The organism is Armatimonas sp. (assembly GCF_964826245.1).
Genome location: NZ_CBAYMC010000006.1, coordinates 1 through 18074, shown reverse-complemented (window position 1 = coordinate 18074; position 18074 = coordinate 1). Strand labels below are relative to the sequence as shown.

Annotated in this window: 16 protein-coding genes and 2 tRNA genes; 12 read left to right on the top strand and 6 right to left on the bottom strand. The window is 59.6% G+C overall.

Annotated elements, in window-relative coordinates; genetic code table 11:
- The gene (locus tag AC1XOS_RS01475; protein ID WP_481960440.1) at positions 1-678 is read left to right on the top strand and encodes a class I SAM-dependent methyltransferase; all 678 of its coding nucleotides are present in this window, start codon (positions 1-3) and stop codon (positions 676-678) included.
- 141 nt (positions 679-819) lie between these two features.
- Here AC1XOS_RS01475 and AC1XOS_RS01470 read toward each other — a convergent pair whose 3' ends face one another.
- The gene (locus AC1XOS_RS01470; protein ID WP_481960439.1) at positions 820-1704 is read right to left on the bottom strand and encodes a dienelactone hydrolase family protein; all 885 of its coding nucleotides are present in this window, start codon (positions 1702-1704) and stop codon (positions 820-822) included.
- A gap of 30 nt (positions 1705-1734) precedes the next feature.
- Between AC1XOS_RS01470 and AC1XOS_RS01465 the strand changes: the two genes are divergently transcribed.
- On the top strand, positions 1735-3012 hold the full coding sequence (locus tag AC1XOS_RS01465; RefSeq protein WP_481960438.1) for a PQQ-binding-like beta-propeller repeat protein: 1278 nt from the start codon (positions 1735-1737) through the stop codon (positions 3010-3012).
- Here the strand turns inward: AC1XOS_RS01465 and AC1XOS_RS01460 are convergent, their stop codons facing one another.
- Entirely contained in the window at positions 3013-5430 is a 2418-nt protein-coding gene (locus AC1XOS_RS01460; RefSeq protein ID WP_481960437.1) for a S9 family peptidase, read from the bottom strand.
- A 3-nt stretch (positions 5431-5433) separates the two neighbouring features.
- Entirely contained in the window at positions 5434-5895 is a 462-nt protein-coding gene (locus AC1XOS_RS01455; RefSeq protein ID WP_481960436.1) for an ASCH domain-containing protein, read from the bottom strand.
- A gap of 6 nt (positions 5896-5901) precedes the next feature.
- Between AC1XOS_RS01455 and AC1XOS_RS01450 the strand changes: the two genes are divergently transcribed.
- From AC1XOS_RS01450 to AC1XOS_RS01405, 10 genes are all read left to right on the top strand, one after another.
- Positions 5902-5973, top strand: a tRNA-Gly gene (locus tag AC1XOS_RS01450).
- Positions 5974-6030: 57 nt separating this feature from the next.
- Positions 6031-7254, top strand: a complete 1224-nt coding sequence (locus AC1XOS_RS01445) for an acetylxylan esterase (protein ID WP_481960435.1) — start codon at positions 6031-6033, stop codon at positions 7252-7254.
- A 24-nt stretch (positions 7255-7278) separates the two neighbouring features.
- Positions 7279-7761, top strand: coding sequence for an SsrA-binding protein SmpB (smpB, locus tag AC1XOS_RS01440; RefSeq protein WP_481960434.1), 483 nt, complete (start codon positions 7279-7281; stop codon positions 7759-7761).
- Between the two features lie 6 nt (positions 7762-7767).
- The gene (locus tag AC1XOS_RS01435; protein WP_481960433.1) at positions 7768-9210 is read left to right on the top strand and encodes a dihydrolipoamide acetyltransferase family protein; all 1443 of its coding nucleotides are present in this window, start codon (positions 7768-7770) and stop codon (positions 9208-9210) included.
- Positions 9211-9240: 30 nt separating this feature from the next.
- Positions 9241-10281 (top strand): uroporphyrinogen decarboxylase, encoded by a 1041-nt coding sequence (gene hemE, locus AC1XOS_RS01430; RefSeq protein WP_481960432.1) that lies wholly within the window; start codon positions 9241-9243, stop codon positions 10279-10281.
- Positions 10278-11648 (top strand): protoporphyrinogen oxidase, encoded by a 1371-nt coding sequence (hemG, locus tag AC1XOS_RS01425; RefSeq protein ID WP_481960431.1) that lies wholly within the window; start codon positions 10278-10280, stop codon positions 11646-11648. The genes hemE and hemG overlap by 4 nt, the downstream gene beginning before the upstream one ends.
- Positions 11649-11744: 96 nt before the next feature.
- Positions 11745-13040 (top strand): glutamate-1-semialdehyde 2,1-aminomutase, encoded by a 1296-nt coding sequence (gene hemL, locus AC1XOS_RS01420; RefSeq protein ID WP_481960430.1) that lies wholly within the window; start codon positions 11745-11747, stop codon positions 13038-13040.
- Positions 13037-14140 (top strand): chlorite dismutase family protein, encoded by a 1104-nt coding sequence (locus tag AC1XOS_RS01415; protein ID WP_481960429.1) that lies wholly within the window; start codon positions 13037-13039, stop codon positions 14138-14140. Before hemL ends, AC1XOS_RS01415 begins: the two co-directional genes overlap by 4 nt.
- Complete coding sequence (locus tag AC1XOS_RS01410) at positions 14137-15129, top strand: ferrochelatase (RefSeq protein WP_481960428.1); 993 nt, start codon at positions 14137-14139, stop codon at positions 15127-15129. The genes AC1XOS_RS01415 and AC1XOS_RS01410 overlap by 4 nt, the downstream gene beginning before the upstream one ends.
- Before the next feature lie 30 nt (positions 15130-15159).
- A complete protein-coding gene (locus tag AC1XOS_RS01405; RefSeq protein WP_481960427.1) occupies positions 15160-15879 on the top strand; it encodes a 3-keto-disaccharide hydrolase in 720 nt (239 codons plus the stop codon).
- On the opposite strand, the gene AC1XOS_RS01400 is transcribed toward AC1XOS_RS01405, so the two are convergent.
- The 3 genes from AC1XOS_RS01400 to AC1XOS_RS01390 form a co-directional block, all read right to left on the bottom strand.
- On the bottom strand, positions 15857-16288 hold the full coding sequence (locus AC1XOS_RS01400; protein WP_481960426.1) for an RrF2 family transcriptional regulator: 432 nt from the start codon (positions 16286-16288) through the stop codon (positions 15857-15859). The genes AC1XOS_RS01405 and AC1XOS_RS01400 overlap by 23 nt on opposite strands.
- A gap of 73 nt (positions 16289-16361) precedes the next feature.
- Positions 16362-17636, bottom strand: a complete 1275-nt coding sequence (gene hflX, locus AC1XOS_RS01395; protein WP_481960425.1) for a GTPase HflX — start codon at positions 17634-17636, stop codon at positions 16362-16364.
- A gap of 67 nt (positions 17637-17703) precedes the next feature.
- A tRNA-Glu gene (locus AC1XOS_RS01390) sits at positions 17704-17776 on the bottom strand.
- Positions 17777-18074 lie beyond the last annotated feature (298 nt).

Sequence of the window (18074 nt, the reverse complement as noted above, 5' to 3'; positions counted from 1 at the left end):
ATGCAAACCCCTACAAACTCGCAACCCAAGAAGCCGCCGTATGTCCGCCGCGCGTTTCACGACCCCAATGGCACGGGGATTTTCTACCAAGGCCGTGAGATCGCCCTCGTGATGGGCCACGAGGGCGCGGACTGGCTGGATCGTCCTGAGCGTGAGGAAGAAGAGGCTCCCACGCTGCTGGTCAAGGCACTGAAGCTCAGACCCGGCATGGTGGTCGCAGATATTGGGGCGGGCAGCGGCTACCTGAGCTTTATGATGGCCAAGCAAGTCGCGCCAAGCGGCAAGGTGCTCGCGGTGGACATTCAGCCGGAGATGCTCCAGATCATCGAGCAGAAGAAGAAGCAAAACGGCATCCGCAATGTAGAAGTTGTATTGGGCAAGACCGATAACCCAATGCTGCCCGAGAAGTCCTGCGACTTGCAGATCATGGTGGATGTCTACCATGAGTTTGATAAGCCCTACGAGATGGTCACGGCAATGGTGAAGGCCATGAAGATCGGCGGGCGGCTGGTGTTTGTGGAGTACCGCAAAGAGGACCCCAATGTCCCGATTAAAGAGGTCCACAAGATGAGTGCGGCGCAGGTCAAGAAAGAGATGGGGCTGTTCCCGCTAAAATTTGTGGAAAACAGCCCCCTCTTACCGCGCCAGCATATTCTTATCTTCGAGCGCGTGAAGTAGTCCCCTCGATTAGAACGAGGGGACTGGAGAGCCTTTGGCTACAAAGGGCGTACCGCCCATACCGAGTTTACTCGGGATTCCTATGGCCGGAACGGCCTTCGCAGCTTTAGCTCTCCAGCACCGCCGCTCCAACCGGCGGTGCTACGCGCCGTTTTTCTTGAACCAGGCTAGTAGCTTGGTGAAACCGTCTTTGGCGTCTTTTTCGTTGTAGCTAGGGCGGTAGTCGGCGTGGAAGCCGTGCTCGGAGTCTGGGTAGACGATGATCTCGCACTTGGTGTTTCCGGCGGCGTTGAGCGCGGTGCGCATGCCGTCAATGCTCTCTAGCGGGATGCCTTTGTCTTTTGCGCCGTAGAGCCCCAGAATCGGAGCCTTGACTTTATCAGCAAGCTCGGTTGGGCTCTTGGGCTGGAGCGGGTTGCTCTGACCTACTAAGCGACCGTACCACGCTGCTCCCGCCTTGAGCTTCGGATTGTGCGCGGCGTAGAGCCAGACGACGCGCCCGCCCCAGCAAAAGCCCGTGATGGCGACTCGGCTGGCGTCGGCCTTTCCGGTAGATGCGGCGTAGGCGACGGCGGCATCTAAGTCGGTCATGACTTGGGCATCGGGGACTTTGGCGACCACAGGGAAGATCTCGTTCATGGGCTTGTCCGTGACACTGCCCTGGCGGACGTAGAGCTCAGGCGCGATGGCAAAATATCCCTGCTTTGCAAAGCGTCGGCAGACATCTTTGATGTGCTCGTGCACCCCGAAGATCTCCTGCACCACTAAGACAATAGGCGGCTTCCTGCCTGCGGCAAGCTTCGCGGGGACGGCGTAGTAGGCGGGCACTTCCATGCCATCGGCGCCTTTAAATTTCGTCATCCCTGCCGTGAGCCCCTTGGTGTCCGTGATCACCGTCTCCGCCGAGACCGGCTGTACCGCGAGCGCAAAACCTGCCGTCATTGCTGTGGTGAGAACGGTGCGCCGGGTCATGCCCTCGCCCTCGTTTTTCGGCTCGGAGAGCCACTCAGTATCTTTGATTTCCATAGTCGCAGTATACCCAGGTAAAATACCAACATGGCAACCACAATTCACTGGCCGCAGTTTCGCGGCCCTGGCGCAAGCGGGATCGCGGAGGCGGTAAAGGCCCCAACAACCTGGGATGTTGAGGCAAAAAAAAACTTCAAGTTCAAGACGCCTCTGCCAGGTCTTGGGCACTCCAGCCCGATTGTCTGGGGGGAGAAGGTCTTTGTCACCACGGCGCTCTCAGCAAAAAATGACGACCTGAAGGTGGGGCTCTACGGGGATATCCAGCCCGTCGCAGATGGCTCAGAGCATGAGTGGAGAATCTACTGCCTGAACAAGCGCACCGGCAAGATCCTCTGGCAGCAGACGGCATGCAAGGGCGTCCCTAAGATTCCCCGTCACCCCAAGTCCAGCCAAGCTAGCGCGACGATGGCAACCGACGGCTCACGGGTGCTTGCCTTCTTCGGCTCCGAGGGGCTCTACTGCTACGATCTCAATGGTAAGCTGCTCTGGAAGCGGGACTTTGGCGTTTTAGACTCCGGGTACTTCCAGGTTCCCACCGCGCAGTGGGGCTGGGCCAGCTCCCCGATCTTCGCGGAAGGCAAGATTATTGTCCAGTGCGATGTTCAGAAAGGCTCGTTTGTGGCGGCGCTCGACCCCGCGACGGGTAAAGACCTCTGGCGCACGTCCCGCGCAGATGTCCCCACCTGGTCCACTCCCACGCTCTGTAAAGTCGGCGGCACGGCGCAGATCGTGGTGAATGGCTGGAAGCATATCGGGGGCTATGACCTCAAGACGGGCAAGCAGCTGTGGAAGCTGGCAGGCGGCGGCGACATTCCCGTCCCGACACCCGTGGTAGGCCAAGGCCTGATCTTTATCACCAACGCCCATGGAAGGCAGGCCCCTATCTATGCCGTCCAGCCAACAGCGCGCGGTGAGATCAAGCTCCCCCCCGAAGGCCTCGGAAATCCTAGCTTTGCCTGGGGAACTCGGCGCGATGGTGCCTACATGCAGACCCCGCTCGTGCTGGGCAACTATCTCTATGTCTGCAACGATGCCGGAGTTCTGCGCTGCTTTGAGGCCGACAGCGGCAAGAAACTCTACGAGGAGCGCCTTGGCACGGGGCGCACGGGCTTCACGGCATCGGCTGTAGCGATGGGGGAGAAGCTCTACTACACCAGCGAAGAGGGCGAGGTCTTTGTGGTGCAGGCCGGGGCAAAGTTCAAGATCCTGGCCCAGAACCCGCTGGGTGAGGTCTGTATGGCAACTCCCGCCATCTCGGAGGGAGTTCTCTACTTCCACACCCAGGGGCACCTGGTCGCGGTCTAGCTACTTCACCTTCAGCTCGGCGTTGCCGCGCTGGTAGTCGCCGAGCAGGTGCTCGGCGAAGTACTCCAGGGTCATCTGGTTGAAGTAGCCGGTCATGTCGCCGAAGCTATGGTTCTGGCCGGGGAGCATCATAAAATCAAAGCGCTTCCCGGCCTTGATCAGCGCATTGACGAGGCGAATCGTGCCGCCGGGGTGGACATTATTGTCCATCTCGCCGTGCACGAGGAGCAGCTTCCCCTTGAGATTTCCCGCCAGCTCGGCGTTGGTGGGGACCTTGATCTCAAACTTAGTCTCCCCCGTCGGCTTGCCATCGGCACCAAGAACGGGTACTTCTTTGAGGCCATGGTGCTGCTCGCTCCAGTTGGCGTTGTAGATATTGTTGTCGTGGTTGCCCGCGCTACTGACGCCTACCTTGAAGAACTCGTTGTAGGGCGGCAGGAGCAGCGCAGCGCCCGTCATGAAGCCGCCGCCGGAGTGCCCAAAAATGCCCACTTTATCAACATCCACCCATGGGAACCGCGCGGCAAGCTGCTCAATACCGGTTTTCTTATCCGCGAGGCCGTAGTCACGGAGATTGTAGTAGCCGTAGCTGTGGTAGGCGTTGGAGCGGGCTGGGTTGCCGCCCCGGTTGCCGATTTGGATGACAATAAAGCCAAGCTGAGCTAGGCGGGCGTTGGTGGCACTTACCGAAAAGCCCGAGTTCACCGACTCGGTCTGAGGACCGGGATAGACATAGGCGATAATCGGGTACTTGCGTTTTGGATCAAAATCCGTGGGCTTCCAGAGGTTGCCATAGAGATCGTTCACGCCGTCGGCAGCTTTCACCGTGAAGCGCTCTGGCATGCGCCAGCCCAGCTCTAAGAGGCGCTCTAGCTTGGTCTCCTCCAGGTCTAAAATCATCTTACCGTCACGGTCACGGAGCACTGCCTTGGGGGCCAGATCGGGGCGGGAGGAGACATCCACCACAAAGTCTTTGCTAGGCGAGACGCTCGATGTGTGATCAGCCTCACCCGCATCCGTGAGGGTGAGGCCGCTACCGTCCAGCCCGACATGGTAGAGATGCTGGTAGTACGGGTTCTCCCCGGCCTCGCGCCCTTGGGCCACAAACCAGAGCTGAGATTTTTTCTCATCCACCTCGGTGATACTACTGGCACGATAGGGACCGCTTGTCACGGCATTTTTCAGCTTACCATCGTTGCTGTAGAGGTAGTAGTGCCCCCACCCAGAGCGCTCCGAGAACCAGAGAAAATCGCCACCGGGCTTGACATACTTCACTTCCTGAAGCTCCAAGAACGCATTCTCCACGGCCTCCGTCACCAGTGGGGTCACGGCCTTGGTAGCGAGATTGATCTCGCACAGCTCCGCGTGGCGCTGAAGCCGATCCCGGCGCAGAAAGCGCAGGGTCTCCGAGGTTGTATCCTGGAAGTGGACATTGCGAAGCTGCTGGTCTTTGTACTTCTCGACCGACAGCTTCTCCAGCGCTTTTTTCTCGGGGTTGAAGGCAAAAAGCTCCTGACTCCCGACTTCAGGCTCGCCGGGCATGGCGTACTTATAGCTCAGCAGGCTCGGGCGCGGCTCGGAGAGGGAGCTGACCAGAAAGAGTTCTTTTACTTTACGGGAGTCGAAGCGGCTCACGTAAAAGCGCTTGGAGTCCTTGGACCAGGTGACATTGGCCCGGACACGCTGCTCCGTTGGCGGAGGGGGTGCGCCCCCGCCCCCTTGCTGTCCACGACGAGTCCCGCCGCCGCCACCAAAAATCCCGCCAAAGCCGCCCTCGCGGCTCCCGAAGCTGTAGTCCTTCTCGCCGTCTTTGGTGAGCTGCACGGGCGGCTGATCTTTGCCCTCTTTGATCTCCACGTAGTAAAGATTGTGGGCCATCGCATAGACATAGGCCTTCTTGTCGGGTGAGAGATTACGAAAGTCCCGTGCCTCGGTGGTCGCCGCTGCCGTGCCCTCTTTCGGGGCAATTTTCAGCGTCTCCTTGGCTAAGTCGTACTCATAGCGGGTTGTTTTTGGCGCAGTGCTAGGCGCAACGGGCGCTTCGGTGAGGGAGAAATACATCCGGTTGGCATCTTTTTCTTCGAAGGTGACCGTGGCGAAGGGCAGGTTGCTGGAGTCATAGGGCTTCTGGGTGAGCTCAGAAAGCGCCGCGGCCATCTTGGCGGTGTCAAAGAGCGGCGTTTTCTTTTTTGCCTTCGGATCCACTTTCCAGAACTTGCGCCCGGAGTCGTCGCGCCAGGAGTACCAGAACGTGTCGGTCTTGTTGATCCAGCCGGGCGCAAGAGTCGTGCTGGGCACAAAGGGCGTCAGGCTCTCTGCTGTAAATCGGTTGGCAAGCTTCCAGTTGGCCTTGGGCGGCTCCGCTTGTGTGAGTTGCGAGACAAGAGCAGGAATGACAAAGGAAACGGGGAAAATCATGGGTTAAATTCCGTCCAGCCCGTACTCGTCCACGGGCGAAAAGTAGATAATCGTGATGAGTGTGTCCTCATCAATGGGCCGGTCGTAGATACGCTGGAGAAAGGTCGTAACCTCCTCTTTGGTACGGAACTCCGGGTTCTCGCGCTGAATATCGCGTGGGGTGAGGTCTTTGAGGGGCTTCACTTCGACCATGTCTAAGATAGCCGTGAAGAGCTTGTAGCGCCGTCCAAAACGCTGCCCCAGTGTCACCCAGACCAGCATTCCCGACTGATACTTACTCGTTTTATCCCCAAGACGGATCGTCGCGGACTTACGGCCTTTGCGCAAGGCATCGCCATAGAGCTCGTTGTAAAAATTAAGTGCGAACATCCCCGCCTCCTTCGACACATCGGCGGAAAAATCCTGCGTACACTCCCAATACAGCAGCTCACCTTGCAGCGCGGCTAAAAATCGGATATAGTCCATTCTACTGCGGGAGTAGTTCAGTGGTAGAGCGTTTGCTTCCCAAGCAAAATGTCGAGGGTTCGAACCCCTTCTCCCGCTCTCAAAGCCCTCTGTATAGTATGCAGAGGGCTTTTGCTTTTTTGAGAGAGGTTTGGGATGCAGCAAGCAGCGCGTTTTAGGATCACCGCGGATCATGTCGATGGTGTCTACCGAGTGGGCGAGACGGTTCGCTGGAGTGTCCAATGGGCAGGTGAGGGCCCGGCTCCCGAAAAAATAGACTATGTTGTCAAGCGCGGTGGCCTCACGGAGCAGAGCAAGGGAAGCTTAGCCCTGGCCCAAGGCACCGGCACGGTTGAGGCGCGCTTTGAAAAACCAGGCGCACTGCTTCTTGTTCTGCAAGGCTCGCGTAGCCGAGGCGGCGCAGTGGCGGCTCCCGAGAAGATTGGACTCTCGGCCCCACGTCCCCAGAATTTTGATGCGTTCTGGGCGGCAAAAATCAAAGAGCTAGGCTCCGTCCCTGCGAACCCACGGCTAGAGCGTGGGCTCTCAGGTAAGCCGGGCGTGGTGTACTCCAAGCTCACCATGAACAACATTCGGGGGACGAAGATTCAGGGGCACACGGCCCAGCCCGCAGGAAAGACAACGCTCCCCGCCCTCCTCATCGTCCAGTGGGCCGGTGTCTATGGCCTGCCGCGAAACTGGGTCACGGATCGCGCCGCTGATGGCTGGCTCACGCTCAATATCGAGGCACACGATCTTCCCTTTGACCAGCCCCCCGCTTTCTACGAAGAACAGAGCAAGGGGCCGCTGAATAACTATCCCGCCATCGGCAACGACAGCCCAGAGACGAGCTATTTCTTGCGGATGTATCTCTCCTGCTACCGCGCCGCACAGTACCTGACGGAGCACCCGGACTGGGACGGCAAGACTCTCGTGGTGATGGGCGGGAGCCAGGGTGGGCTCCAGTCGCTGATGACGGCGGGACTGCACCCGAAAATCACAGCAGCCCTCGCCTCCGTTCCTGCAGGCTGCGATATGCTTGGCCCCGATGTGGGCCGCGCACCCGGCTGGCCAATGTGGGTCTTCAATGCGCAGGGCAAGGACGCCAAAAAAGTCCGTGAAGCCAGCCGCTACTTTGATGTCGCCAACTTTACGCCTAAAATCAAGTGCCCCGTGCTGATCGGCTGTGGCCTGATTGACGAGACCTGCCCGCCCGAGGGGATTCTCGCCGCTGCCAACCAGATCAAGAGCCCCAAAGAAGTGGTTTTGCTGCCTATCGCCGGTCACCAGAACGAAAATGGCTCCCAAGCCGCCTATGAAAAACGCTGCTGGCAAGACTGGCTCCCCGCGCTACGTGACGGAAAACCCATCCCACGCTAAACCGACGCGGTATAATAGGGCCTCATGTCCACCAGTAAAAAAGAAGAGAAAAGCGGTCAAAAACGCACCGTCGCCGTGAACCGCCGCGCCCGCCATGAGTACTTCATCGAAGAAGTCTATGTCGCGGGGATGGTGCTGGTTGGCACCGAGGTAAAGTCACTGCGAGCGGGAAAAGCCAACCTCACCGATGGCTACGCACGTATCGAGAAGAACGAGCTGTGGCTCCACAACCTGCATATCGCCCACTTTACGCAGGGCCATGGCGACAATGTCGAGCCCACGCGCACCCGCAAGCTCCTGCTCAAGCGCAAAGAGATTGACCATCTGCTGGGACTGACCCAACAAAAGGGCCTGGCACTGATCCCCCTCGCGATTATCTTTGAGCGCGGCTTTGCCAAGATCGAGCTGGGGCTAGGGCGCGGTAAGAAGCTCTACGACAAGCGCGAAGATATCGCCAAGCGCGATGCGGACCGGGAAGCGCGACGCGAAGTTTTTGGAAGGAATTAAGGACGAATGGCGAGGACAGTGAAGGTGCCCGTGCTGGGGCAGTCGGTGGAGGAAGTTCGGATCGTTCAGTGGTTCAAGAAAGTCGGTGACACGGTCACGATTGGCGAGGCGCTAGGTGAGCTAGAGACGGACAAGACCAACATGGAGTTCGCCAGCACGGAGACGGGCACGATTCTGAGCATTCTCTCCCCCGTGGATAGCTACGTCAAGGTGGAGACCCCACTCGTGCTTGTCGGGGAGCCTGGTGAGAGCGTCACCGTACCGACGGAAGCTGCCACAGCTCCTGTTGAAGCTGCCACAGCTCCTGTCGCTGCCCTCACTCCTGCCGTTGTTGCGGCGGCCCCAACGCCTCCCGTATCCGCCCCCGCCCCCCTCCCCCCCAGCCCCCGCCGGGTACCCTCTGGGTGGGGGGAGCCAATAACGGGTGCGATTGATGCCTCGCCGCGTGCCCGCCGCATTGCCGATGAGCTTGGCGTGAGTGTCAAAGACCTCGCGGGAAAGGGCACCGGGCCTGGCGGTCGCATTATCGAGCGCGACATTGAGGCTGCGCACGCCGCTATGCAAGCCCAAGCGCTCCTAGAGGCCCCCGCGATGCGCATCTCGCCGCTGGCACAGGCAATCGCAACCGGCGAGGGTGTCAATCTGACCGAGGTCGCAGGTAGTGGCACGGGCGGGCGCATCACCGCCGACGATGTGCGTGCGGCAAAGCCCTCCTCCCCCAGCCCCTCCTCCCAGGGTTGGGAGGAGGGGGTCGGGGGGAGGAGGGTTCTCCCCCTTGCGGGACTTCGCAAGCGGGTGGCGGACAACCTCAGCAAGTCCGTGCGGGAGAAGCCTCACGTAACACTCAATCTGTCCGTGGACATGACCGAGGCCAACAAGCTCCGCAAGCAGCTCCTGCCCGCCATCGAGAAGTCCGACAATGTCCGTATCTCCCCCACCGATCTCATCATTAAAGCATGTGGCCACGCGCTTAAAGAACACCCAATGGTCAATGCCCATATCAGCGGCGACACGATCACGCTCTTTGAGGCCGCGCATGTGGGAATGGCCGTCTCGCTAGGCGACGATGGGCTGATTGTCCCGGTGATTAAAGATGTCCAGAGCAAGGGCCTGACCCAGCTTGCCAAAGATCGGGTAGATCTTGCGGCACGAGCACGCACCATGAAGCTAGCCAGCGACGAAGTGACGGGTGGGACGTTTACGATCACCAATCTCGGCAACTACGGCGTGCAGTCGTTCAACCCGATCATTCCCCCACCGCAAGTCGCGATTCTGGGTATCTGTGCGATCACCGATACCATTGTGGCGGTAAATGGCCAGCCCGCCGTGCGCCCTATGATGGGTCTCTCCCTTAGCTTTGACCACCGCGCCCTCGACGGTGCCCCTGCCGCCGCGTTTCTCGCACGGCTTAAAGAGCTCCTGGAGACCCCTGGACTCCTCCTCGCCTAGAAAACCTAAAAGACCTCAACGATTTTTACCATGCAAAATAGCCGATTTTTACGCGCTTGCCGCCGCGAGCCTGTGGACGCCACTCCGGTCTGGCTGATGCGCCAGGCGGGGCGCTACATGCCCGAGTACCGTGAGCTACGCACCAAGTACAGTATCTTAGAGCTGATCAAAGACCCCGCGCTGGCGTGCGAGGTGACGATGCAGCCGATCCATGCGTTCAACCTAGATGCGGCGATTATCTTTGCCGATATTCTCCCCCCACTAGAAGGCATGGGCCTGAAGCTAGAGTTTCTCAAGGGCGAGGGGCCCATTATCCACAACCCCGTGCGCACCGCCAAGGCAATCGGGCAGCTTGTCTTGCCAGAGCCGCGCGAGACTCTAAGCTTCACGCTGGAGGCCATCAAGCTCGTGCGAAAAGAGCTAGAGCCACGAGGGATTCCCTTGATCGGCTTTAGCGGCGCTCCGTTTACCCTAGCCAGCTACGCGGTTGAGGGCGGCGCAAGTAAGAACCGCATTGAGGTCAAGAAGCTGATGTGGAACGAGCCCGTGGCCTGGCACTCGCTCATGAACAAGCTGGCGACTCTGGCCGGTGAGTATCTTCTGGCGCAGGCCGAGGCGGGCGCACAAGCGCTCCAGCTCTTCGATAGCTGGGTCGGTGAGCTTAGCCCAGCGGACTACGAGAAGTTCGTCCTTCCCTACAGTAAAAAAGCGCTGGAGATTGCAAGTAAGGCAGGGGTTCCCCTGATTCACTTTGGCACTGGCACCAGCGGGATGCTTCCTCTAATCCAAAAAGCGGGCGGCGATGTGATCGGGGTGGACTGGCGCACAAATCTGGCAGCAGCGTGGGACGAGCTGGGTGACGGCGTGGCAGTGCAGGGGAACTTAGACCCCGTGGCGCTCTTTGCGGGCTGGGACGCGCTCCAGCCGCAGGTGGAAAAGATCCTGGATAGCGTGAAAGCAAAGCCTGGCCATATCTTCAACCTAGGACATGGGATTCTGCCCGAGACCCCCGTAGACACCGTGCGCCGCCTCATTGATTTTGTCCACGAGTACACGCAGACCAAGCCATGATCGCCATTATCGGAGGCGGCATCTCCGGGCTCAGCGCGGCGTGGTTTGCTCAGAAGCGCGGCCTGGAGTATGTGCTCTTAGAGGCATCGGAGCGCTGGGGGGGAAAGCTCCAGACGGAGAAAATCGACGGCTTTGTAGTCGAGGGCGGGGCGGACTCGTTTCTGGCGACCAAGCCTTGGGCGGCGCAGCTCGCGCGCGAGCTAGGTCTGGGGGAGCGGCTTCTGGGCACCAACGACAAACTCCGCACGATCTATGTTCTCCACAATGGCCAGCCCGTCGCACTCCCGGAGGGCATGCAGCTGATCGTCCCCACCAAGCTCTGGCCCTTTCTCAAGAGCCCCCTCCTCTCGCTTTCCGGCAAGCTCCGCATGGGCCTCGACTGGCTGATTCCCCCACGAACGGACTCTACCGACGAGACCATCGGCAGCTTTGTACGCCGCCGTTTCGGCCAAGAAGCCCTAGAGCGCCTCGGGGAGCCGCTACTCTCGGGAATCTACAGCGGCGAGTCCGAGCGCCAGAGCCTGCTCGCCACGTTTCCGCGCTACCGCGAGCTAGAGACCGAGTTCGGGAGCCTGATCCGAGGGACGCTCGCGCAGAAGGCAAAACAGGCACAGGCCAATCCAAACGGCAAGCGCCCTGCGATGTTCCAGTCATTTCCCAGCGGCACACAAGAGCTGGTAGACGCGCTTGTTGGACAGCTCACCGGCGAGAAGCGGCTTAACACCTCCGTAATGAGTCTCATTTCCTTGCCCTCAGGTAGCTACCAGCTTGCGTTGAGTGACGGTACACTTCTTACCACTCCCCAGATCATTATCACCACGCCCGCCTCGGTTGCCGCCAAGCTTATCCAGCCTCTTGCGCCACGAGTCGCGGAGCAGCTGGAGCTGATCCGAGCCGTGAGCACGGGGACGCTCTCACTGGGCTTTCGCTCCGCGGACATCCAGCGCCCCTTAAATGGCTTTGGCATGGTGATCCCGCTACGGGAGAAGCGCCCCATCAATGCCTTGACGATCTCCTCGATCAAGTTCCCCTCGCGCGCCCCCGACGGCCACGCGCTTGTCCGTGTCTTCTTCGGTGGCTCCCGCACGCCCGAGACGCTGGAGAAAACCGACGCAGAGATTCTGGCGATGGCAAAAGAGCAGCTCTTGGATATTCTGGGGATCACCGCAGAGCCGCTCTTTCACCGCATCTTCCGCTGGCACAACGCCAACCCTCAGTACGATGCGGGGCACCTAGATCGAATCGATGTCCTAGAGAAATCTCTTCCCCCCGGCCTGCACCTCACCGGCTGCGCCTACCGTGGCGTCGGCATCCCCGACTGTATTCATCAAGCGGAAGAAACGGTCGAGCGGCTTTCTCCCCCCTAACCCCCGCCCAGCGGGGGGAATAAAAGGAAAATCCCTCTTTGTCCCCCCGTTGCACGGGGGTTAGGGGGGCGGGACAAAGCGGGTATCCTAATACCGATGAACACACAAGAATCAGAGCGACTCTTTGCCCGTGCGCAGGAGCTTATTCCCGGCGGTGTCAATAGCCCCGTCCGTGCCTTTCGTGGGGTCGGTGGTACGCCTAGGTTTATTGAGCGCGGCTCCGGGCCATATATCTGGGACGCCGATGGCAACCGCTACACCGACTATGTTCTGTCGTGGGGGCCGCTCGTGCTGGGCCATGCGCCCGAAGTTGTCTTGCAGGCCATCGCGGAGACGGCGGCCAAGGGCACAAGCTATGGGGCACCCACGGCGCTTGAAAACCAGCTCGCGGAGCAGGTCATCGCGATGGTGCCAAGCATCGAGCAGATTCGCTTTGTCAACAGCGGCACTGAGGCGTGCATGAGCGCCCTGCGCCTCGCCCGCGCGGTCACGGGGCGCGAGAAGATTGTCAAGTTCTCCGGCTGCTACCATGGCCACGCCGATATGCTTCTGGTGCAGGCGGGCAGCGGCGTTGCCACACTGGGTCTGCCCGACTCCCCTGGCGTCCCCAAGGCCACTGCCGCAAGCACCCTCACGCTTTCCTACAACGACTTAGACGGTGCCAAAGCGCTCTTCACAGAGCTGGGCTCCGAGATCGCCGCGGTGATTGTCGAGCCGATTGCGGCCAACATGGGCTTCGTGCCCCCTGCCGACGGCTACTTGCTGGGGCTCCAAGCGCTCTGTCGTGCGCACGGGGCGCTGTTTATCCTCGATGAAGTGATGACGGGCTTTCGGGTCGCACCCGGCGGAGCACAGGCACGCTGGGGCATCGATCCCGATATCACCTGCCTCGGAAAAGTCATCGGCGGTGGGCTTCCGGTTGGGGCGTATGCGGGCAAGAAGACGATCATGCAGCACGTCGCGCCCGCCGGGACGATGTACCAGGCAGGGACGCTCTCAGGCAACCCGCTGGCGATGGCGGCGGGCCTGGCGACGCTCACCGAGCTACAAAACCCTGGCGTCTTCGAGGGAATTGTCGCCCGTACGACACAGCTCACCGAGGGCATTCGTGCCGCCGCTGCGTCAGCCCGTCTGCCGATTCAAGCGGGAACCGTCGGCACCATGTTTGGGTTCTACTTCCTGAAAGAAGAGGGGACCAAAGTGACCGACTACGCCACCGCAAAGCAGTATGTCGATGCCCCGCGCTTCGCCTCGTTCTTCCATAAGATGCTGGAGCGCGGTGTCTACCTGGCTCCCAGCGCCTTCGAGGCAGGCTTTGTCAGCGCCGCGCACACCGAAACCATTGTCCAGAGCACGCTGGATGCGATTCAAGAAAGTATGAGTGAGCTATGAGACCACGCACCACCGATACCCCCGCCGCTCCGCCCGCCGGACGGCAGCTCAGCCGCCGCCAGTACGTCCGCTTTGCCTTCTACAAGCTCGATCCCACTTGGCGGCGCTTAAGTGACGACGAACAAGCGGCGCAGAAGCGCGAGCTTTCGAGCGTCATTCAGAACTTCAACCGGCGCATGCTCCTGCGGCCCTACAGCACGGTCGGCACCCGCGCGGACTGCGAGCTGCTCCTCTGGCAGATCGCCGAGAGTCCGCTGGTCTTCCAGGAGCTAGCCACCGCGATCCTGCGCACAAAAATGGGCAGCTACCTCCAGATCGTCTACAGCTACTTCTCGCAGACCAAGCGCTCGGTCTATGAGATTCGCGTGGGCGGCGACGATGGAAGTGAGGAAGAAGAGCGGCTGGTGATTGACCCCTCGGAGGCGAAGTATGTCTTTGTCTACCCGTTTATCAAGACCCGCCCCTGGTATCTACTCTCCAAGCACGCCCGCCAAGGCGTCATGGACGAGCACATCGAAGTGGGGAAAAAATTCCCCTCGATCCGCCTCAACACCACCTACAGCTTCGGCATCGACGACTACGAGTTTATCTTGGCCTTCGAGACCGACGAGCCCGCCGACTTCTTAGACTTAGTGCAGGAGCTGCGCGAGACTGAGTCCAGCCGCTACACGCTCCAAGACACGCCACTCTTTACCTGCGTGAACTTACGCCTCGACGAAGCCTTAGACGCTCTGGGTGGCCCGCCCATCGCCGAAGCCCTTGCCGCCGGAGAGGCCCGCGAGAGCTGGGTCGAGGTCTGTGCGCTTGCGGAGCTAGAGCCTGGAAAGACGCGCTCGGTGTTTCTCGAAGGCAAGATGGTCGGGGTCTTTAACATCAAGGGTGAGATCTTTGCCATCAACAATAGATGCAGCCATGCCCGCGGCCCGCTCTGCGAGGGAACTATTGACAGCGACGAGTGTTCGGTTGTCTGTCCCTGGCACTACGGCAAGTTCGATCTGAAGACCGGAGCGGCAATTGACGGTGTGGTGAAAAAGCCCGTCGAGACGTTCCAAACCAAGATCGAAAACGGCATGGTGTGGGTCGGCACGAAAATCTCATGAGCAACTACGACGCACTTTTAGTTTTGTCTTTTGGTGGCCCGGAAGGCCCCGACGATGTCATTCCGTTTCTGCAAAACGTCACGGCGGGGCGCAATATCCCCGCCGAGCGCCTCGCGGAAGTCGCGGAGCACTACCAGCACTTTGGGGGCATCAGCCCGATCAACGCCCAGAACCGAGCGCTGATTGCAGCCCTTAAAGCCAGCGATTTCCCCCTGCCGATCTACTTTGGCAACCGCAACTGGCACCCGTTTGTCACCGACACCGTGGCGCAGATGAAGGCCGATGGCATCAAAAACGCGCTCGCCTTTGTGACCTCGGCGTTTAGCTCGTACTCCGGCTGCCGCCAGTACCGCGAGGACATCGCCAAGGCACGCGAGGCTGTGGGCGATGGTGCGCCCGAGTTTGGCAAGATCCGCGTCTTCTACAACCATCCCCTCTTTATCGAAGTGATGGCCGAGCGCGTCAACGAGGCGCTCTCCCAGCTTCCCCATGGCTCCCGCGTGGTCTTCACCGCCCATAGCATCCCCATCGGCATGGCCCGTGGCTGTGACTACGAGGCGCAGCTAACCGAAGCCGCCGGGCTGATCGCAGAGGCCTGCGGCGTGGAGAACTTCGACTTGGCCTACCAGAGCCGCAGTGGCCCGCCTCAAGTGCCCTGGCTGGAGCCCGATATCCTCGACTACCTGCACGGCCTCAATGCTCCCGGCGTCGCGGTGGTACCACTTGGATTTGTCTCCGATCACATGGAAGTTCTCTACGACCTCGACCACGAGGCCAAGCACCTGGCAGAGGAGCTTGGGATTTCCTTTGTGCGGGCGGCGACGGCGGGGACGCACCCCAAGCTCATCCAGATGATCCATGAGCTTGTGAATGAGCGGCAGAGCGACTCTCCGATCCGGCTCACGGTCGGCACACGCGGCCCCAACCCCGATGTCTGCCGGGAAAACTGCTGCCTGCGCGGCGAGGGCCGTCCCCCTGCACGCCCCTAAAAACGAAATCCCAGGTAAAATAGAGCCACGATGAACGTACTCTCTCTTCTCACACTGGCGGCACTCTCGCAGTCGCCGTATCTGATGCCCGATAACAAAGCAAAGCAGCCAAAGCCCGTCCCCCCTCCCCCCGGAGCCATTGTGCTTTTCTCCGGCAAGCCTGAGGAAATGGCGGCCAACTGGCGCAAGTTTGGCTCCACAGCCGATGCGGACTGGGGCGTGGTCAAGGGCGCGATGGTCTCCCAGAAGGGCAATATCGTCAGCAAGCAGGAGTTCACAGACTTCATGCTCCATGTCGAGTTTAAAGTCCCCTACGTCCCCAATGAAAAAGGCCAAGGCCGGGGCAACTCAGGCGTAGGCTTGCAGAGCTGGTACGAGATTCAGGTGCTGGACTCCTCCGGGCTGAAGATTCCCGGAACGGGCGACTGTGGCGCGGTCTACAACCAAGCCGCGCCGCTGGTCAATGCCTGCAAGCCCCCGCTCTCCTGGCAGACCTACGACATTATCTTCCGTGCGCCGCGTTTTGTGGACGGTAAAATAACCGAAAAGGCCCGCGTCACGGTAATGCAAAACGGAATTCTCGTGCAGAACAACACCGAGATTCAAGGCCCCACCGGAATTCGCGGTGATCGCCCGGTAGATAAACCTGGCCCGATTTTCTTGCAGGATCACCACAACCCCACCGAGTTCCGCCAGATCTGGATCGTGCCACTCCCCACCGACGGTTCTAAAAACTACGATCCGAAGTAGGCTCATCGCCGCCAAAGATCGGAGCTTCCAGAACTTCCGCAAACGTCGTCTGACGGAAAACCAGCTCCACCTGTGCCAGGGTATCGTCCATGCGCTGGTGGAGCTTACACAGATTTTTGGAGTGTTGTGGCAGGTCTAGTGGACACTTGGTAATGCGCTGGATCGGATCCACCGCCTGCACGATGTCGTAGACGCAGAGCTGATCTGTGGGACGGGCAAGGCGGAATCCTCCATGCAGGCCGCGCTGTGAGACCACCAGCTCGGCACGTGCTAGGCTCTGCATCACTTTAGAAAGATAGCTGGGGGGAACTTTGGTTGCCGCCGCGATCTGTGCTACGGTGCGCGGCTCTCCCTCTTGGGCAAGGTAGGCCACCGCTCGAAGCGCGTACTCGGCAGTCTGGGAAAACATGCACCAGTGTACCGTACCCCTAAAAATAACTTAGCCCCTCCAGAAAGCTCTGAAGGGGCTCGGTGGTCAGGACTTACACAATCTGGAACTCTTCGAGCTTACCCGCTAGAGAGCGTGCGACATCGGCGCGAACGAGGATATGTTCAGGACCATAGTCCACGGAGTGCACCACGCCGAACTCATGACACTGCGCCACCAGCTCTGAGCGGCTGTAGGGGATTGCCACTAGCATGGTGTCCACTAGGTTTTTAATCGTCTCCGATACCCGCTCCATGAGCTGGTTGAGTCCCTCAGCCTTCGCCGCCGAGATGTAGCAAGAGTTCGGGGTCTTCGCCACCAGCTCTTGAAGTTCCTCAATATTTTCCACCAGATCACTCTTATTGAAGACCGTCAGGATTAGCTTATCGTGGGCTCCCAGGGCCTCCAGAGTCTCTAGAACAGTGTCTCGGTGACGATCCGCCTCCGGGCTGCTAATATCCACCACATGGATCAGAAAATCCGCCTCGATGGTCTCTTCGAGTGTGGCACGAAACGCGGCGACGAGATCATGGGGCAGGCTGCGGATAAAGCCTACGGTATCGGTGAGTAGGATCCCACGGCCATCGGGAAGGGTCACACGGCGTGTGGTAGGGTCCAGGGTCGAGAAGAGCATCCGGTCGGCCAGCACCTCAGAGCCCGAGAGCAAGTTCAGGAGGGTGGACTTGCCTGCCGAGGTGTACCCAACCAGAGCTGCTGAGGGGAATGGCAGCTTGCGACGAGCACTACGCTGCTGCCGACGGGTCTTCTTGACTTCTTCCAGCTCGCGAGTTAGCTCAGCGATGTCCTCGCGGATCTTACGCTTGTCTAGCGCGACTTTACTCTCCCCTCCACCACCGCGCACCCCGATACCGCCCTGCTGGCGCTCGAACTTGGTGTAGAGAAGCCCCACACGCGGTAGAGAGTAGGTAAGCTGCGCAAGCTGCACTTGAAGCTTCCCCTCACGCGTCCGTGCGCGCTGGGCAAAAATATCCAAGATCAGCTGCGTCCGATCCATCACCCGCGTCTTAAGTGTGATCTCTAAGTTGCGCTGCTGAGTAGGGGAGAGCTCGTTGTCAAAGATCACCACCGTCGGCTCCAGCTCCGCCACCAGGGTGTAGAGCTCATCGGCTTTTCCATGCCCAATCAGAAACGCGGAGTCAGCCTTATGCTTTCGCTGGCTGAAACGATCTAGAACCTCAATATCCGCAGTGCTCGCAAGTTCGGTTAACTCGTCCAGACGAACCTCAATGCTATCGAGGCTCTCATCGGTCTCCAGCGCCACCAGAATTGCGCTCTCATCGGTCACATTTGCTTGAAGCTTATTGGTCATACGTACTTACTGTATCGCAGGCGAAGGGACGGTGCTAAAGTTGCGTCTTTGCAACAGAAAAGAAAAGTAGCCCGTAGGGGGATCGAACCCCTGGTTTCCTCCGTGAAAGGGAGGCGTCCTAACCGCTAGACCAACGGGCCAAACGAGAGGAGTATATCGTGCCCAAAGGATCGCGTCAAGCCTTACTACGGCGCCAAAGTATTAAAAGACCAACTCCACAGAATGATAAGATTGCGGGCTCAGGGATGACCGCAGAGGATTGGGCAAAAAGCCAGTCACGATTTACTTGTGAGCTGCCCCCATTTTTAGTACCATCGCCATCCTCAGTCTTTACCGCTTTTCCCTCTCGGTTTCTCCTTTTCGGTGTTGGGTTCCGCCGAGGGTAAGCCGTCCGTAGAGTCGCCTAGCTTCTCGTCCGCTTTAGAAGAAGAGAAAGAG

Excerpts from the sequence above, each read along its gene's own strand:
- AC1XOS_RS01475 (WP_481960440.1), top strand. The coding sequence starts at position 1 with ATGCAAACCCCTACAAACTCGCAACCCAAGAAGCCGCCGTATGTCCGC.
- AC1XOS_RS01470 (WP_481960439.1), bottom strand. The coding sequence starts at position 1,704 with ATGGAAATCAAAGATACTGAGTGGCTCTCCGAGCCGAAAAACGAGGGC.
- AC1XOS_RS01465 (WP_481960438.1), top strand. The coding sequence starts at position 1,735 with ATGGCAACCACAATTCACTGGCCGCAGTTTCGCGGCCCTGGCGCAAGC.
- AC1XOS_RS01460 (WP_481960437.1), bottom strand. The coding sequence starts at position 5,430 with ATGATTTTCCCCGTTTCCTTTGTCATTCCTGCTCTTGTCTCGCAACTC.
- AC1XOS_RS01455 (WP_481960436.1), bottom strand. The coding sequence starts at position 5,895 with ATGGACTATATCCGATTTTTAGCCGCGCTGCAAGGTGAGCTGCTGTAT.
- AC1XOS_RS01445 (WP_481960435.1), top strand. The coding sequence starts at position 6,031 with ATGCAGCAAGCAGCGCGTTTTAGGATCACCGCGGATCATGTCGATGGT.
- smpB (WP_481960434.1), top strand. The coding sequence starts at position 7,279 with ATGTCCACCAGTAAAAAAGAAGAGAAAAGCGGTCAAAAACGCACCGTC.
- AC1XOS_RS01435 (WP_481960433.1), top strand. The coding sequence starts at position 7,768 with ATGGCGAGGACAGTGAAGGTGCCCGTGCTGGGGCAGTCGGTGGAGGAA.
- hemE (WP_481960432.1), top strand. The coding sequence starts at position 9,241 with ATGCAAAATAGCCGATTTTTACGCGCTTGCCGCCGCGAGCCTGTGGAC.
- hemG (WP_481960431.1), top strand. The coding sequence starts at position 10,278 with ATGATCGCCATTATCGGAGGCGGCATCTCCGGGCTCAGCGCGGCGTGG.
- hemL (WP_481960430.1), top strand. The coding sequence starts at position 11,745 with ATGAACACACAAGAATCAGAGCGACTCTTTGCCCGTGCGCAGGAGCTT.
- AC1XOS_RS01415 (WP_481960429.1), top strand. The coding sequence starts at position 13,037 with ATGAGACCACGCACCACCGATACCCCCGCCGCTCCGCCCGCCGGACGG.
- AC1XOS_RS01410 (WP_481960428.1), top strand. The coding sequence starts at position 14,137 with ATGAGCAACTACGACGCACTTTTAGTTTTGTCTTTTGGTGGCCCGGAA.
- AC1XOS_RS01405 (WP_481960427.1), top strand. The coding sequence starts at position 15,160 with ATGAACGTACTCTCTCTTCTCACACTGGCGGCACTCTCGCAGTCGCCG.
- AC1XOS_RS01400 (WP_481960426.1), bottom strand. The coding sequence starts at position 16,288 with ATGTTTTCCCAGACTGCCGAGTACGCGCTTCGAGCGGTGGCCTACCTT.
- hflX (WP_481960425.1), bottom strand. The coding sequence starts at position 17,636 with ATGACCAATAAGCTTCAAGCAAATGTGACCGATGAGAGCGCAATTCTG.